The sequence below is a fragment of the Kineococcus anabasis genome, from assembly GCF_054590795.1.
In genome coordinates, this window is record NZ_BAAIHU010000013.1 from 63,828 (window position 1) to 80,402 (window position 16,575).

A 16,575-nucleotide genomic window follows, 5' to 3' on the forward strand; every position below is an offset into this window, starting at 1 on the left:
TCCCTGTCCGCGGCACGGTGCCGGCGGCCGGGCCGGTCCGGGCCCTGCAGGACGTGTCGGCACGGGAGCGGGCGGACTCAAGCGCGTGGAGCGGGGCAGGTGGGCCCGGACGGGTGGATCCGGGCCGCCGGTCCGGGCGCGACGTGCCCTGGAGGGCGGGTGCGCCGGGGGGCTCGGGCAGACTTCGGCGCGTGAGAGACGGCGCCCGGCCCCGCCCCGCCGCCGTCCGGCCCGCCGCGCCCCGCCCCGCCGCCGACCGGCCCGCCGCGCCCCGCCCCGCCGCCGACCGGCCCGTCTCCCGCGGCGTCCGCGCGACCGGCGTGCTGGCGGCGCTGGCGCTGGCGGGCACCGCGGCGTGCACGGCGGGCGGGCCGGACGCGGGCGGGCCGGGCGGTGCGGGGGACCCGCGGTCCGCTCCGACTCCGCGGACCTCCCCGGCCGCGCCCCCGTCCGGCAGCCCGTCCAGCAGCCCGTCCGGCAGTCCGGCGGGCACCCCGTCCGGCAGCCCGGCGGGCGCGGCGGGGGACGCGGTGCGCCGCCTGCGGGAGAGGCTGGCGCCGCCGGCGCTGCCCTCCTTCGCCCTGCCGGCGGACGTCCTCACCGACGCGGGCAGCCGGCAGGTCGCCGAGCGGCTCCGGGTGCTGCCGGGCCTGTACCGGGGGATCGCCGTGCTCGACGCGCGCTGCGGCGGGGCGGGGACGGCGCGCGCGGCGGACGCCGGGGCCGCGTCCACGGGGGCGGCCGGCAGCGCCCGGGAGGGCGAGGTGTCGGTCACCGTGGCCGGCGACGGCACGGGCGTGTACGACGCGCCGGGCCTGCACGTCGCCGTCCTGCCCGGCGGCGCGGGCGTCCACGACGACGGTCGCGTGCGGCTCAGCGTCCAGGCGGACGGCTCCGGCACGTACAGCTCCCCGGACCTGCGGGTGTTCGTGCGCGCCGACGGCTCCGGGTCCTACGAGGGTGGTGGTGTGCGGCTGTGGGTCGCCCCGGACGGCACCGGCAGCTACGACGGGCCGGAGGGGCGGGTGCGGGTGGGTGCCTCGGGCGCGGAGCCCGGGGATGCGGAGTCGGGCTTCGCCCGGGCCGTGGAGACGGTGGTGCGCGAGGGCCTGCCGCCGTTCCCGTCGGTGCCGCGGATCACCCGGGTGCAGCAGGCGGGCCGGGCGTGCGGCACCGTCGTGCGCCTCGACGCCGGGGTGCTGTTCGGCGTCGACTCCGCGGAGGTGCGCCCGGACGGGCAGGAGCTGCTGGTGCGGGTCTCCGGGCTGCTGGCGGCACTGGGGTCCCCCGCCGTGGACGTGGTGGGACACACCGACTCCTCCGGCGACGGCGGGTACAACCAGGCGCTGTCGGAGCGCCGGGCCGCCGCCGTCGCCGACCGGCTGGCGGCGCTGGGGGCGCCGCGCTCGACGCTGCGCCCGGCGGGACGCGGTGAGGAGGAGCCGGTGCGCCCGGACGTCGCCGCGGACGGGGCGCCGGACCCGGCCGCCCGGCAGCTCAACCGGCGGGTGGAGCTGGTGCTGCCGCAGGCGGCCGAGCCCGCGCCCTGAACGGCGCCGGGGCCGTGGCGACCGCGCGAGCGGTCACCACGGCCCCGGGGACCCGCGGGAGGGATCAGAACGGGCAGGTGCTGCGGACCTCGGAGAGGGCGGTGCTCACCGCGGGCGGCGGGCACAGGAACTGGTCGTAGCGCAGGTCGTCGTCGACGAAGCGCTTGAGCCACGCGATGGAGTACTTCGCGATGGTGGTGTTGGAGGAGTTCGGGGCGAAGTGGCTCGCGCCGCGCAGCTCCAGGTACATCTTGTCCGTGGTGGACGGGATGGACTGGTAGAACGGCTCCGAGTGCGAGGTCACGGAGGCGGTCCGGTCGTCCTGGGCGCCGATGATGAGCGTCGGGGTGACGATCTCCGGCCAGGTCTTGTCGGTGTTCCACGGCGTCAGGGGGATCGCGGCCTGCAGGGCGCGGTTGTCCTTGGCGGCCTCGAGGGTGCCGCCGCCGCCCATGGAGTGGCCCATGACGCCGAGGCGGTTGGGGTCGATGCGGGTGCGCACGCTGCTGCTCTGCGTCAGGTAGTTCAGGGCGGCGCGGAGCTGGTCACCGCGGGAGGACGGCTGGTCCGAGGTGGTGTTCGTGTCGATCGTGAAGATGACGAAACCCTGCGAGGCCAGACGCGGCCCGAGCCACGCCATGCTCGACTGCCGGGCGGTGTAGCCGGGGGCGATGGCCACCGCGCCGAACGTGCCGTCCGTGGTGGTGGTGGGGTAGTAGATCGTGCCGCCGCCGAAGCCGGCGACCGCGCTGGAGACGGTGGTCGTGGCCACCGAGTAGGGCCCGCGGGTGGCCTCGATGCTGGCGTTCGTCGGCGCCGGGCCGCGCTGGTAGGGGTTGTCCGCGGCGGTCGCGGAGCTCACGGGCGCGAGCAGCGCCGCGCTGAGGGCCACCGCCGATCCGAGGACCGGAACGCGGAACTTGCGCAGGACAGTCTTCATGAGGACCCCTTCACGGTGGGAGGAACGCCCGCCCCACGTCGTCCGGGGCGGGCGTCGTCGCTCCGGCCCGGCCGTCCGTGGTGGCGTCGGGGGGAACTGTAAGGTTGCTCTACCAAGTGGTCAAGCAACCGGATCCCGGATGCGCGGACAACTACTGTCTGGGGCGTGGAGGAGACGGACGGTCGCCGGCTGCGCTACCAGCACCGGCGCGAGGAACTGCTGCGCGCCGCCGTCGAGCACGTCGCCGAGCACGGGCTCGCCCAGCTGTCGCTGCGCCGCATCGCCGACACGGTCGGTGTGAGCCACGCCACCCTCGTGCACCACTTCTCGACCCGCGACCAGCTGGTCGCCGAGATCGTCGACCACGTCCTGGCGAGGGCGTTCGCCTCGCCGGAGCTCGTCCCCCCCGGTGTGCCGGGTGGGCCGCTGCGTGCGCTGTGGCGTCGCGCCGTGGCACCCGAGGGGCGCCGTTCCATCCGCCTCTTCGTGGCGATCACCGGGCACGCCATGTACGCCGAGCCGGCCGTCGCCGAGGCCGTGCGCCGCTCGGTGGACGAGCGCCTCGCCATGCTCTCGGCGGGGTTCGTCGCCGCGGGCTGCCCCCCGCCCGAGGCCGCCGTCCTCGCCACGACGCTCCTCGGCGTCATGCGGGGCCTGCTCGTCGACCTGCTCGTCACCGGGGACGAGGCCCGCGTCGACGCGGCGTTCGAGGCGTTCGTGCAGGGGATCGAGCTGCGCCTGGCGCAGGCGGCCCGCTGACCTGCTCCGGAGGCGGCGGCACGGCCCAGCGGTGCGCCCCGCGGAGGGTCGCCGCGGGGGAGGGAGCGGGTCGGTCCTGCCACTCACCGTGAGTACTGCACACGGAGGGTCGTCATGGTGCAGGCTGCTCGGGAGCGGATCCACGGAGGTGGGCGGTGACGGAGGAACGGTGGGGCTCGCGCCGTGTCGCGGTGGGCGTCCCGGTGGTCCTGCTGGTCTCGTGCTGCTTCGCGGGGCTGCTCCTGCTGCTGCCCGACCGCCGGCCCGTCTCCGACGTCGTGGGCGGTGCGGGCCTGGCCGGTGCGGCGCTGGTCTTCACCGTGCTGGCGGCCCGCCGCTCCCGGCGCAGCGGCGGCTGGTTCCGCCGGGGCTGGGCGCTGCTGGCGGCTGCGGGGACCGCCTTCGCCGCCGGGCAGGCCGCCTGGGCCTCCCAGCAGCTCCAGGGCCGGGAGGTGCCGTACCCCTCGTGGGCGGAGGTCCTCTACCTCCTGGAGTTCCCCCTGGCCGCCGCCGGTGTGCTCTGCCTCGCCGACGGGTCGATGCGGGCCACCTCGCGGGTGCGGACCGTCGCCGACGGCCTCCTCCTGGCCACCGCCCTGCTCATCCTGTCCTGGGACACGGCGCTGCTGCCGGTCTACCTGGAGCAGTCCGGCGCCGGGCCGCTCGCCCTCGGGGTCGGCCTGGCGTTCCCGCTGGCGCACGTCGTGCTCCTCACCCTCATCGGGGCCGTCGCGGTGCGCAGCGGCGAGGTGGGCCGCGACCTGGCCCACCTCGCCGCCGGCGTCGCCGCCTCGGCCGTCTCCTACGCCGCCTTCGCGTGGCTGACGGCCGGTGGCGGCTACTTCACCGGCCACGTCATCGACTCCGGCTGGGTGCTCGGCTTCGGCCTCCTGGCCCTGGCAGCGCTCGGCCGGGCGGGGACGGCCGGTGCGCAGGACACCACCGGGCGGGAGCGCCCCGGGTGGGCGCTGCGCGCGGGGGCGGCCCCGTCCGTGGTGCCGGTGGCCTCCGCCGCCGCCGCGCTCGCGCTCACCGCGGCGGAACTCGTCTGGGGAGGGGAGCCCGACCGCCTGCACGCCGGTTCCGCCGTCCTGCTCGGGGCGCTGCTGCTGGTGCGGCAGTGGCTCTCGCTGCGGGAGAACGCGGACCTCACCCGCGTCCTGGAGCAGCGGGTGCGGGAGCGCACCGCGGAGCTCGCCGCGAGCAGGGCGCGCTACCAGTCCGTGCTGGACAGCGTCCACGAGGTGATCTTCCAGGCGGACCTGCACGGCAGGACCACCTTCCTCAGCCGCGCCTGGAGCGACCTCACCGGCATCCCCGCGGAGGAGGCGGTGGGGCGCTCGCTGGACGAGCTGGTCCACCCCGGCGACGTCCCCGCCGTGGAGCTGGCCGTCGGGCGGCTGCTGCTGGTCGGTCGCCCCGTCCAGGTGCAGCTGCGCCTGCCCGGGACGGCCGGCGCGGTCCGCTGGATGGAGGCGGCCCTGTCCCTGCTGCGGGACGCCGGCGGCACGGCCACGGCGATCTCCGGCACCCTGCGCGACGTCAGCGACCGGCGGCGCGCGGAGGAGGCGCTGCGGGAGAGCGAGGAGCGCTGGCGGCTGCTGCTGGAGTCCACCGGCGAGGGGATCTTCGGCATGGACCTGGACGGCCGCTGCACCTTCGTCAACGCCGCGGCGGCCGCGATGATCGGCCGGCCGGTGGAGGAGGTGCTGGGCCGCGGCCTGCACGACCTGATCCACCACACCCGCCCAGACGGCAGCCCCTACCCCGCCGAGGACTGCCCCATCGGCGCCGCGGTGCGCACCGGCCGGGCCTGCCACGTCGCGGAGGAGGTGTTCTGGCGGGCCGACGGCAGCGCCGTCCCGGTCGAGGTCAACGCCCGCCCGGTCGTGAAGGACGGGCAGGTCGCCGCGGCAGTCCTGACGGTCACCGACATCACGAGCCGGCGCGCCGTGGAGCAGGAGGTGCGCCACCGGGCCCTGCACGACCCGCTGACCGACCTGCCCAACCGGACGCTGCTGGCGGACCGGCTGGAGCAGTCCATCGCGACGTCCCGGCGCACCGGCCACCCCGCCGCCCTGATGGTCCTGGACCTCGACGGGTTCAAGGACGTCAACGACCGCTACGGGCACCTGTGCGGCGACGAGCTGCTGCGCGAGGTCGCCGCGCGCCTCACCGCCCCGGACCTGCTGCGCGAGGTCGACACGGTGGCGCGGCTCGGGGGCGACGAGTTCGCCGTGGTGCTGCCCGCGCTGCGCGCCGCCGAGGACGCCGAGGTGGTGGCGGGCAAGATCCTCGCTGCGCTCGGCGAGCCGGTGCGCACCACCAGCGGCCTGCTGCGCGTGGGGTGCAGCCTGGGCATCGCCGTGGCGCCGGGCGACGCGGAGGACGCCCGGACCATGCTGCAGCGCGCCGACGTCGCCATGTACCTGGCCAAGGGCCGCGGCGGCGGCGCGGCGCGCTACCAGGCCGAGCACGACCGGGCCCGGCTGCACCGGCTGGAGCTGGCCGACGAGCTGCGCGCGGCGCTGGAGACGGGCCGGTTGCACCTGCACTACCAGCCCGTCGTCGAGCTGCGCACGGGCGACACCTCCCACGTGGAGGCGCTGTGCCGCTGGGAGAGCCCCACCCGCGGCAGCGTCCCCGCGGAGGTGTTCGTCGACGTCGCCGAGGAGGCCGGCCTCATCGGCGCCCTCACCGCCCACGTGCTCGACGAGGCGCACCGGCAGAGCTGCGCCTGGCGTGGTGCGGGGCTCGCGGTGCCCATCGCGGTCAACATCTCGCCCAGCACGCTGCACGACCCGGAACTGCTGCAGGCGGCCTACGACTGGCGCCACAGCGACCCGCCCGCCGGGCCGCTGGAGATCGAGGTCACCGAGAGCGCCGTCATGGCCCACCCGGCGATGGCCGTGGAGCAGCTGCAGCGCCTGGCCGGCCTCGGGGTGCGGGTGTCCATCGACGACTTCGGGACCGGCTACTCCTCACTCGCGCAGCTGCGGGACATGCCGGTGCACGCCGTGAAGATCGACAGGCGTTTCCTCTCCGGGGCGCGCAGCGACGGGCGCGACGACGCGATCGTGGAGTCCGTCGTCAAGCTCGGGCACATCCTGGGCCTGACCGTGATCGCCGAGGGCGTCGAGGACGCCGCCACGGCGGAGCGGCTCTCCGCGCTGGGCTGCGACCAGGCGCAGGGCTGGCACTTCGGTCGCCCGCGCCCCGCCGGCGAGCTCACCGCGGAACTCCGCGAGCGGGTCCGGCCCGGCTGAACCGCGGGCGCCACCCCACCGGCCCGCCGCCCCTCCGGGTCGTCACCCTTCGCCCCGCCGCAGCCGCAGGTCCTCAGTGGTTGGCGTGGTACATCCAGAGGACCTCCTGCTTGGTGAGGGCCGTGTGGTAGACCGCCAGCTCGTCCAGGGTCCCGGTGAACCCGTAGCTCGCGGGCCGGTCCGCCTGGTACGCGAGGTTGCCGTTGCCCCAGCGCCAGATGTTCTGGGGCGTGCCCGAGCCCGCCGTCGTGTAGCTCGCGTCGTACGCCACCTCCACCCCGTCGACGTAGAGGGACGTGCCGCGCGTGGAGCTGATGACCGCCACGACGTGGTGCCAGCCGCCGTCGGCGTAGGTCCCCGGGCTGGTGACGTACTGGCCCTGCCACGTCTGGCTGTTGAGCGTGTAGAAGACGAGCTGGTTGTTCTTGTTCAGGTACAGCGTGCGGTCGTACTCCCAGGGGCGGGAGGTGTGGTTGTTCGCGAGCTGCGCGATGACCCCGCCGTTCGGGCTGGCGGTGCGGAACCAGGCCGAGACGGTCACCTCGGGCGGCTGGGTGGTCCAGGTGGTGGCGGGGTCCCAGGAGAACGCGGTGCCCGCCTTGTTGGTGAGGCCGCCGCCGGTGCCGGAGAACGCCACCGCGGAGTTCGGGTTGTGGGCCTTCTGCACCCCGTTGAGCGCACCGGGCTCCGAGGCGCCCGCCAGCGGCCAGGAGGCCTCGTTTCCGGCGTTGGTGGAGTTGTAGATGTTGGTGATCTCCGACGCGGACAGGGCGCGCTGGTAGAGGCGGACGTCGTCGATGAGGCCGTGGAAGAAGGACGTGTTGGCGTTGTTGTACTTGGTCCGCCCCACCACGACGGGACCGGTGGCGTTGTAGGTGTAGTCGAACGTCGGGCTGTCGTCCCGCCACACCCCGTTGACGTAGATGCGGCCCACCTTCGCCACGTCGTCGTAGACGCCGACGAGGTGGTACCACGTCGGGGCCGTCGTCGAGTTGGGGACCGGCGGGGCGATCCCGCTCAGCGCGTACGTCTGGGCGGCGGTCGACGAGCCGGGCGGCGTCATGGAGAAGGACCACTGGTTCGAGGACTTCTCGTACTCCAGCAGCCAGGCGTTCGTGCCGGTCGCGCCGGGCAGGGTGTCCTGGGAGAGGACGGCGTTCCAGTGGCTGATCGCGCCACCGCTCACGGCGCTCGGGTAGAGCGCGGCCCAGGCCATGACGGTGAAGCTCTGGTCGGTGCGCAGCGGGGCCCGCGCGGCCGTGCCGAAGTTGGTGCCCGTGGCGCCGGCGGTGTTGAGCTCGGCCGCACCGGACCCGACTTTGTACTCGTGGGTCGCGACGCCGCCGTAGGTGACGTCGCCGCGCGAGGAGGCGTTCGCCGCGAAGGTCAGCGTGTTGCCACCGCCGGTGTCGTCGTGGGTGCCGGTGGAGAAGTCGCTGCCGTCGTCGAAGCTCCAGGCGCTGACCGGGGGCTCCGCGGTGCCGTTGTACAGGGTGCCCACCTCGGAGCCGCCCAGGGCGCGACGCCAGATCCGGACGTCGTCGACGGCGCCCCGGAGGTAGTTGTCGTACGTGCTGTTGACGCGTGCGCGCCCCACGTTCAGCCCGCCGGCGAAGTTGCCGGGCAGCGTCGTGGTGCCGCGGTCGGTGCTGGGGACCCAGTACCCGGTGCCGTCGACGTACAGCAGGATCGGGTGGCTGACCGCGGGGGTCGAGCTCGGGTTGACCTGGTTGCTGTAGATGCCGACGAGGTGGGTCCACTTCGTCGGGGGCGGCGCGTCGATCGTCGGACCCCACACGATCGAGATCGACGCCGACGCGGAGTCCGTCTTGGGCAGGTAGAACTCCCAGCGCCCCTTGGCGGGGGTCACCGTCGTGTCGAGGGGCTGCCACTTGAGGATGTAGCCGCTGGTCACGGAGCCCGGCTGGCTGACGACCGTCTGGACGCTGGTCGCGGAGTCCAGCCGCACCCACGCCGACACGGTGAACGGGACGTTCGTGTTCGCGCCGGGGCGCGGGGTGTCGACGTGGTCGTCGCCGTCGAGGTGGGCGCCCCAGCCGGTGCGGCCCGCCACCCACGCCGGGTCACCCCCGAAGAAGCCCTTCTTGGCACTGCCGGCGCGGTCGGCGGTCCCGGTGCCGGTGTTCTCGTCGAACTTCCACCAGATGCTGGGGCCGGTGGGGGCGGCGGCGTGGTTGCCGTGGCGGGCGTTCGCCGTGGCGTCGGCCGCGACCGTCGTGGCTGTCGCGTTGGCCTCGTCGAAGCGGTGGTAGAACTGCGGGCTCTTGTCCTTCACCTGGGTCGGGTAGTCGGGGAAGGAGCCGCGCACCGTCAGGGGCGAGGCGGTCGGGACGGACGCCGTGAAGGCGGCCCACACCGGCGGCGTGAGCGCCAGGGCGGTGATCGAGGCGATCGCGGCCACGAGTGCCGACACGGTGCGACCGCACGACCGCCGCCGGCCCCCGCCCGGTGTGCGACCCACCCTCGTCCTCCTCGTCCGCGGTCCTGTGGGGGCGTTGGGCTCCCCACCCCCCTCCAGAGGGTGTCGGCCGGCGCCGGCGGCGGCTTGAGCACCGAGGGGCCGTGTCCCCCGGCCCCGTCCGCGCCCGGCCCCGTCCGTGCCGGTGGTGCGTTGTGTCGAGCGTGTCGACCGGGGCGCCGCTCCTCACCCGTCCAGCGGATCGAGCACCGCGCCCCCGCGCCGATCATCAGAGGGCGGGCACCACCGTGCACGCACCGACGGCACCCAGGAGGACGGACGTGGTGGCAGCGACGGAGGAGCGCGCCCGCTGGATGGCGGTGGGCCGCTCGCGCGACACCGATTCCCGGGCCGCCGGCCGTGAGGCGACGCTGGCCGCGCTCCAGGGCCCGGACGCCAGGCTCCTGCTGGTCTTCGCGGCCATCTCCCACGACCCGGCGCAGCTCGCCGCCGGGATCGCCGAGGCCGCGCCCGGGGTTCCCGTCATCGGCTGCTCCACCCACGGCGAGATCGCCCCGGGCGGCCCGGCGGACGGCAGTGTCGTCGTCACGGCCCTCGGCGGTGCCGGCTTCGCCGTCTCGACCGCGGCCGTCCCCGAGGTGGAGGGCCGCCAGCGGGATGCCGGTGCCGAGCTGGCGGCGTGCGCGCACGCGGTCGAGGACCGTCCGCACAAGGTGCTGCTCCTGCTCACCGACGGCCTGACCCGCGACCAGGAGTCCGTGCTGCGCGGCGCCTACGACGTGGTCGGTGCCACCGTCCCCCTCTTCGGGGGCGCTGCCGGCGACGGGTGGCGGATGAGCGGCACCTTCCAGATCCACGGCGAGCAGGTGCTGACCTCGGGAGCGGTCGCCGCCTGCCTGGCCTCGGACGCGCCCCTCGGGATCGGCGTCAGCCACGGCTGGGAACCGGTCGGCGAGCCCCTCATCGTCACCCGCAGCGCCGGTGGGCGCGTCCTCGAGCTGGACGACGAACCGGCCCTGGACGCGTACCTGCGCCGCCTCGACGCCCCGGCGGGGGTGTGCGAGGACCCGCAGGCCCTCAGCCGCTTCCTCCTCAGCCGTCCGCTCGGCGTGCGCCGCCGCAGCGGCATCGCGGCCCGCAACATGAGCACCGAGGTCGACGTCGAGGGACGGACCATCGGCGGGGGCGGCGACCTCGCGCTCGGCGGGCTCGCGTGGCCCATGACGGGGGACGTCGAGTCGATCCTCGCGTCGACGGCCGCCGCCTGCCGCCAGGCCGTCGAGCCGCTGGGCGGTCGGGCACCGGTCGGGATGCTGACGTTCTCCTGCGCCGCCTGCCGGGCGGTCCTGGACGACGAGGGCATCGCGCGGGAGGTCGGCGCCCTGGCCCGGGAGGCGGGCAGCACCCCCTTCGCGGGCTTCTACACCTACGGCGAGATCGCGCGCGTGCAGGGCATCGAGGGTTTCCACAACCAGACCCTCGTCGTCCTGGCGCTCGGCTGAGCGCTGCCGCCGTGACGTTCTGGAAGGGCTTCGAGGCGCAGCAGCTCGTCGAGCTCCTCGCCGTGGTCTCCTCCTGCGCCGACGAGCGCTCCGCGATGAGGGCCGCCGTGGACCGTGCCGCCCAGGCCCTCGAGGCGGAGGCGGCGGGCCTCGTGCGCGGCGACGACGTGACCGTCTCGGTCGGCTTCGGGCGCGACCGGGGCGCCGCGCGGTGCCTCGCCGCGGCACCCGCGGGCCGCGGCGTCGTGACCCTGCCCGGGCTGGGGGACGCCTCGACCGCGGCGGCCGGCCTCGGCGACGAGGACGGTCTGCGGCTCGTCGTCGCCAGGACGGCGGAGCGCCCCGTCAGCGTGGAGGAGATCAGCCTCGTCCGCGGCATGGCGCGCGTCCTCGGACTCACCCTGAGCATGCTGCGGACGCTGCAGGCGCAGCAGGCCCGCGAGCGCCTGCTGGAGCACCTCTACGCCATCCAGCAGGCCATCTCCCGCCGCCGCCCCGCGCGGGAGGTCGTGGCGATGGTCGTGGCCGCCACCGAGGACTGCCTCCGCGGGCCGGAGGACTCCCCGGAGCCGACCAGGGTGTGGCTGGACCTCACCGCCGACGCCGAGCCGCCCGCCGCGCGGCCCGGTCACCTCGTCGCCGCCGTCCACGAGGGCGGCCACGCCGCCGGTTTCCTCGTGGCGGTGCGCGAGGGGGGTGAGGGGTTCACGCCCCGGGAGGAGAGCGACCTGCGCACGCTCGCCGAGCACGTCAGCCTGGCCCTCACCGACGCGCGCGCGCAGCGCGCGGTCCGGGAGGCCATGCACGACTCCCTGACCGGCCTGGCGAGCCGCGCCCTGTTCCTGGAGGCGCTGCGCGGCGAGCTGGATGCCGGGCCGCACGAGCTGTCCCTCCTCTTCATCGACCTGGACAGGTTCAAGGAGGTCAACGACACGCTCGGCCACGAGGCGGGTGACGCGCTGCTCGTGGCGGTCGCCGAGCGGCTGCGCTCGCTGGTGGGCGGGGCCGACGTGCTCGCGCGGCTCGGGGGCGACGAGTTCGCGCTCCTGGTGCGCAGCGCCTCCGGCGAGGACGCGCTCACGGCGCTGGCGCAGGACGTCGTCTCGGCGCTGGCCGAGCCCGTCCCCCTGGCCCAGGGCGTGGTCACCGTCGGAGCCAGCGTCGGCGTCGCCGTGGCGCACCCGTGGCCGCTGGACGAGGCGGAACTGCTCCGCCGCGCCGACCAGGCCATGTACGAGGCCAAGCGCGCGGGCCGCGGCAGGCACGCCGTCTTCCGCCCGGGCACCCCGGGCGAGCAGGGGACGGCCCTGGGCTCCGCGCCGGGGGCGCCCGCCGCGTTCCCGGCCCTGCGGGCCGCCCCGTCGGCGTAGCGGCCGGGGTGCACGCGCGTGCACCGTGCGGGCGCCTGTGCGCGCCCGGCAGGATTCGAACCTGCGGCCATCCGATTAGAAGTCGGGTGCTCTATCCGCTGAGCTACGGGCGCCTGGGCGCCGAGCCTAGCGCCCGGTGTGCCCGCCGCCGGGTGCGCGGCGCGGCGTCCACAGCGCCGGGCGGCGCCCCGCGCTCCACAGCCGCCGCCCGCCCGGGGCCGCGCCCGCCGCGGGCGCGGCAGCCTCGCTGACGCCCCGCACGGTGCGGGGCGGGAGGAGGACGACGTGAACGAGATCCAGGTGTCCGTGACGGGGAACGTGACCACCGACGTGCGGCACGTGGTGGTCAACGACACCACGCCCATCACCAGCTTCCGGCTGGCCTCGACGCTGCGCCGCCGCGACGCCGACGGCCGCTGGTACGACGCGGAGACGACGTGGTTCACGGTGACGTGCTTCCGCGCCCTGGCCCTCAACGCCGCCCGCTCCCTGCGCAAGGGGCAGCCGGTGGCGGTGCAGGGCCGGCTGCGGGTCCGGGAGTACGAGGTGGAGGGGGAGCGGCGCTGGAACCTGGAGATCGAGGCGACCTCGATCGGCCACGACCTGCAGTACGGCGTGGGGGACTTCCAGCGGGTGACGAAGGTGGACCGGGTGGAGCAGCCGCACCGCGCGGCGGCCGACGCCCTGGCGGCGAGCTTCGACGAGGAGGACCCGGCCGCGCGCACCGCTGAGCCGGTGCCCGCCCTGGCCGGCTGAGCCGGCCCGGCCCGCGGACCCCGGCCCGCGGGCCCCGCCCGCCCCCGCGACCGCTTCCCCGGCCGCGGGGGCGGGCGGGGTCGGGTCTCGGGGGATGCGGGGCGGAGGGGGGGAGACGGCGAGCGACTAGCCTGGGGACATGGCCGAGTTCATCTACACCATGCAGAAGGCGCGCAAGGCGCACGGCGACAAGGTCATCCTCGACGACGTGACGCTCGCCTTCTACCCGGGCGCCAAGATCGGCGTCGTCGGCCCCAACGGCGCCGGCAAGTCGAGCGTCCTCAAGATCATGGCTGGTCTCGACCAGCCCTCCAACGGCGAGGCGCGGCTGTCACCGGGCTACAGCGTCGGCATGCTCCTGCAGGAGCCGCCGCTGGACGAGTCCAAGACCGTCCTGGAGAACGTCCAGGAAGGCCTTGGCGAGCTCAAGGTGAAGATGGACCGGTACAACGCCATCGCCGAGGAGATGGCGACGAACTACACCGACGAGCTCATGAACGAGATGGGCGAGCTGCAGGAGGTCCTCGACCACGCCAACGCGTGGGACATGGACTCCCAGCTGGAGCAGGCGATGGACGCCCTGCGCTGCCCGCCGCCGGACTCGCCCGTCACCAACCTCTCCGGTGGTGAGCGCCGCCGCGTGGCGCTGTGCAAGCTGCTGCTGGAGAAGCCGGACCTGCTGCTGCTGGACGAGCCCACCAACCACCTGGACGCCGAGAGCGTGCAGTGGCTGGAGCAGCACCTGGCCAAGTACCACGGCGCCGTCCTCGCCGTCACCCACGACCGGTACTTCCTCGACAACGTGGCCCAGTGGATCCTGGAGCTGGACCGGGGCCGCGCGTACGCCTACGAGGGCAACTACTCCGTCTACCTGGAGAAGAAGTCCGAGCGGCTGAAGGTCCAGGGCAAGAAGGACCAGAAGCTGCAGAAGCGCCTGCAGGACGAGCTGGAGTGGGTCCGCTCCAACGCCAAGGGCCGCCAGACGAAGTCCAAGGCGCGCCTGAACCGCTACGAGGAGATGGCCGCGGAGGCCGAGCGCACCCGCAAGCTCGACTTCGAGGAGATCACCATCCCGCCGGGCCCGCGCCTGGGCAGCGTGGTCATCGAGGCGAAGAACCTGAAGAAGGGCTTCGGTGAGCGCACGCTCATCGACGGGCTCTCCTTCTCCCTCCCGCGCAACGGCATCGTCGGCGTCATCGGCCCCAACGGCGTCGGCAAGACGACCCTGTTCAAGACGATCGTGGGCATGGAGGAGCTCGACGGCGGCGACCTCAAGGTCGGCGAGACCGTCAAGATCTCCTACGTCGACCAGAACCGCGGCGGCATCGACCCGAAGAAGACCCTGTGGGAGGTCGTCTCCGACGGCCTGGACTTCATCCAGGTCGGGCACGTGGAGATGCCCTCGCGGGCCTACGTCTCCGCGTTCGGCTTCAAGGGCCCGGACCAGCAGAAGCCGGCCGGGGTCCTCTCCGGCGGTGAGCGCAACCGGCTGAACCTGGCCCTGACCCTCAAGCAGGGCGGCAACCTGCTCCTGCTCGACGAGCCGACGAACGACCTGGACGTGGAGACCCTCGGGAGCCTGGAGAACGCCCTGCTGGAGTTCCCCGGCTGCGCCGTGGTCGTCAGCCACGACCGGTGGTTCCTCGACCGCGTCGCCACGCACATCCTCGCCTACGAGGGCACCGAGGAGAACCCGGCGAGCTGGTACTGGTTCGAGGGCAACTTCGCCAGCTACGAGGAGAACAAGGTCGCCCGCCTCGGCCCGGACGCCGCCCGCCCGCACCGGGTGACGTATCGCAAGCTCACGCGCGACTGACCCCTGCGACCGCCCACCCGGCAGCAGCGCGACGAGAAGGGCCCCCGGGGAACTCCCCGGGGGCCCTTCTCGTGCGTGTCTCGTACGTGGTGGTGGGGATCAGACGGAGTCGAGCTGGCCGCGGCGCTGCTCGACGACGACCTTCTCGGCGGCCTCGACGTTGTTGTGCACGTCGAGCGGGGCGCGACGGTGCTCGCGGACGGAGTAGGCCAGCGCCCCGGCCCAGATCACGGCGATGACGGCGTAGAGGGCGAAGCGCAGCGGCTCCTCCTTCCAGCCGATCCAGTCGCTGCGCACCAGGGAGCGCGTGTTGACCAGGATGATGAACCCGCCGACGGCCGAGCCGAGGATGCGCGGCGGCATGAAGCGCACGAGCCACGCCGCGATGGGGGCGGCGATCACACCGCCGACGAGCAGGGCCAGGGCGATCCCGAAGTCGATGCCCTGCGAGCCCAGCGCCAGCAGGAAGCCGAGGCTCGCGCCGACGGCGACGAGGAACTCCGAGGTGTCGATCGAGCCGATGGTCTTGCGGGGCTCCAGGCGGCCGCTGGCGAGGATCGCGGGCGTCCCGACCGGGCCCCAGCCACCGCCGCCGGTGGCGTCGATGAAGCCGGCGACGAGGCCCAGCGGGGTGAGGAACCTCTTGCCCAGGGGACGACCCAGCCGTCGCACGGGCAGGCCGAAGGCGGTGAAGCGGACGAGCACGTAGGTGCCGAGCGCCAGGAGGATCACCGACACGAGGGGTGCGGCCACCTCCGTGGACAGGCTCGTCAGCACGTGTGCGCCGGCGAACGCCCCGATGGCGCCGGGGACGCCGACCCTGGCGACGACCTTCCAGTCGACGTTGCCGAGCTTCCAGTGCGACAGGCCCGAGGCGAGGCTGGTGCCGATCTCCGCGAAGTGCACGCTCGCGGAGGCGGCGGCCGGGTTGGTGCCGACGGCCAGCAGCAGCGTCGTGGCGGTCACGCCGTAGGCCATCCCGAGGCTGCCGTCCACGAGTTGGGCGGCGAAGCCGACGATGGCCAGGACGATGAGGGTGCGCATGGTGGTGGTCTCACTTCACGGGGTGTCCTGCCGCCGGGCAGGGAGGGCACGAGGGTCCGGGGGGCGCACGGGCGCCGAGCGGCGCGGGGCCGCGGTGGAGCAGGGTGGGCGGATCGCCTCAGAACGTCGGGGAGGTGCGACAGATCGCGCTCGCGCACCGTCGCAGGTCGACGTGGTGCCGAGCGGTCAGACGGAGCTCGACGAGGAGCCCGGTCGCACGCATGCTCCGAAGACTGCCGAGGTGCCCACCTGATGTCAATCCGGTCGGTAGGAAATAGGGAATACGTGGACATCGCGTCCCAGCATGTGGGACGTCTGGTGGCGGGAGCAGCCGTGGTGCGGCGATACCCTTGGTTCAGGTGCCGATCCCTGCGTGTCCTGCCGGGACGTGCGGCGGGCGGCGGAGGGCAGATCCCGCCGGGACACCGCGGAGCGCGAGGAAGGAGCCGGGCGGAGTGAGCCGTTCGAGTGCCGTCGACGAGTTGCGGGTGCTGGAGGCGGAGGCTGTCCACATCATCCGCGAGGTGGCGGCGGAGCTGGAGCGCCCGGTGTTGCTGTTCTCGGGGGGCAAGGACTCCATCGTGCTGCTGCGGCTGGCGGAGAAGGCGTTCCGGCCCTCTGCGGTGCCGTTCCCGATGATGCACGTGGACACCGGGCACAACTTCCCCGAGGTGATCGACTTCCGGGACCGGCGCCTGGGGCAGGCGGGGCACCGGTTGATCGTGGCCTCGGTGCAGGAGGCGATCGATTCGGGGCGGGTGCGTGAGGAGGGTGGTCCCTCGGGCTCGCGCAACAGGTTGCAGACGCGCACGCTGCTGGACGCGCTGGCCGCGGGTGGGTTCGACGCCGCCTTCGGCGGGGCCCGCCGGGATGAGGAGCGGGCCCGGGCCAAGGAGCGGGTGCTGTCCTTCCGGGACGAGTTCGGGCAGTGGGATCCGCGGGCGCAGCGCCCGGAGCCGTGGTCGTTGTACAACGGGCGGATCCGGCGGGGTGAGAGCGTGCGGGTGTTCCCGTTGAGCAACTTCACCGAGCTGGACGTGTGGCGTTACATCGAGCTGGAGCAGCTGGAGCTGCCCTCGATCTACTTCGCCCACCGCCGCAAGGTCTTCGAGCGCGACGGCATCCTGCTGGC

Annotated in this window: 11 protein-coding genes and 1 tRNA gene; 8 read left to right on the top strand and 4 right to left on the bottom strand. The window is 74.5% G+C overall.

From position 1 onward, the window contains the following. Positions 1-191: 191 nt before the first annotated feature. Complete coding sequence (locus tag ACYQBY_RS20130; protein ID WP_459645674.1) at positions 192-1,550, top strand: OmpA family protein; 1,359 nt, start codon at positions 192-194, stop codon at positions 1,548-1,550. A 64-nt stretch (positions 1,551-1,614) separates the two neighbouring features. On the opposite strand, the gene ACYQBY_RS20135 is transcribed toward ACYQBY_RS20130, so the two are convergent. Continuing rightward, the gene (locus ACYQBY_RS20135; protein WP_459645675.1) at positions 1,615-2,490 is read right to left on the bottom strand and encodes an alpha/beta hydrolase family protein; all 876 of its coding nucleotides are present in this window, start codon (positions 2,488-2,490) and stop codon (positions 1,615-1,617) included. 165 nt (positions 2,491-2,655) lie between these two features. Between ACYQBY_RS20135 and ACYQBY_RS20140 the strand changes: the two genes are divergently transcribed. Together ACYQBY_RS20140 and ACYQBY_RS20145 are read left to right on the top strand one after the other, a co-directional pair. Then, on the top strand, positions 2,656-3,249 hold the full coding sequence (locus ACYQBY_RS20140) for a TetR/AcrR family transcriptional regulator (RefSeq protein WP_459645676.1): 594 nt from the start codon (positions 2,656-2,658) through the stop codon (positions 3,247-3,249). A gap of 155 nt (positions 3,250-3,404) precedes the next feature. Continuing rightward, complete coding sequence (locus ACYQBY_RS20145) at positions 3,405-6,515, top strand: putative bifunctional diguanylate cyclase/phosphodiesterase (RefSeq protein WP_459645677.1); 3,111 nt, start codon at positions 3,405-3,407, stop codon at positions 6,513-6,515. 73 nt (positions 6,516-6,588) lie between these two features. On the opposite strand, the gene ACYQBY_RS20150 is transcribed toward ACYQBY_RS20145, so the two are convergent. Beyond that, positions 6,589-8,949 carry a LamG domain-containing protein gene (locus tag ACYQBY_RS20150; RefSeq protein WP_459645678.1) on the bottom strand — a complete coding sequence of 787 codons (2,361 nt, stop codon included), beginning with the start codon at positions 8,947-8,949 and terminating at the stop codon, positions 6,589-6,591. A gap of 326 nt (positions 8,950-9,275) precedes the next feature. Here ACYQBY_RS20150 and ACYQBY_RS20155 point away from each other — a divergent pair, with 326 nt between their 5' ends. Together ACYQBY_RS20155 and ACYQBY_RS20160 are read left to right on the top strand one after the other, a co-directional pair. Further along, the gene (locus ACYQBY_RS20155) at positions 9,276-10,457 is read left to right on the top strand and encodes an FIST signal transduction protein (RefSeq protein WP_459645679.1); all 1,182 of its coding nucleotides are present in this window, start codon (positions 9,276-9,278) and stop codon (positions 10,455-10,457) included. 11 nt (positions 10,458-10,468) lie between these two features. Beyond that, positions 10,469-11,827 carry a diguanylate cyclase domain-containing protein gene (locus tag ACYQBY_RS20160; protein ID WP_459645680.1) on the top strand — a complete coding sequence of 453 codons (1,359 nt, stop codon included), beginning with the start codon at positions 10,469-10,471 and terminating at the stop codon, positions 11,825-11,827. A gap of 40 nt (positions 11,828-11,867) precedes the next feature. Here ACYQBY_RS20160 and ACYQBY_RS20165 read toward each other — a convergent pair. Further along, positions 11,868-11,940: transfer RNA gene (locus ACYQBY_RS20165), tRNA-Arg, on the bottom strand. A 172-nt stretch (positions 11,941-12,112) separates the two neighbouring features. On the opposite strand from ACYQBY_RS20165, the gene ACYQBY_RS20170 reads away from it, so the two are divergent. Together ACYQBY_RS20170 and ettA are read left to right on the top strand one after the other, a co-directional pair. Beyond that, a complete protein-coding gene (locus ACYQBY_RS20170) occupies positions 12,113-12,583 on the top strand; it encodes a single-stranded DNA-binding protein (RefSeq protein ID WP_459645681.1) in 471 nt (156 codons plus the stop codon). Between the two features lie 139 nt (positions 12,584-12,722). Then, complete coding sequence (ettA, locus tag ACYQBY_RS20175) at positions 12,723-14,399, top strand: energy-dependent translational throttle protein EttA (protein ID WP_459645682.1); 1,677 nt, start codon at positions 12,723-12,725, stop codon at positions 14,397-14,399. A 99-nt stretch (positions 14,400-14,498) separates the two neighbouring features. On the opposite strand, the gene ACYQBY_RS20180 is transcribed toward ettA, so the two are convergent. Further along, positions 14,499-15,443 (bottom strand): sulfite exporter TauE/SafE family protein, encoded by a 945-nt coding sequence (locus ACYQBY_RS20180; RefSeq protein ID WP_459645683.1) that lies wholly within the window; start codon positions 15,441-15,443, stop codon positions 14,499-14,501. Positions 15,444-15,898: 455 nt separating this feature from the next. Here ACYQBY_RS20180 and cysD point away from each other — a divergent pair. Next, positions 15,899-16,575, top strand: a 677-nt coding sequence (cysD, locus tag ACYQBY_RS20185; protein WP_459645684.1) for a sulfate adenylyltransferase subunit CysD, incomplete at its 3' end; no start/stop codon positions are given.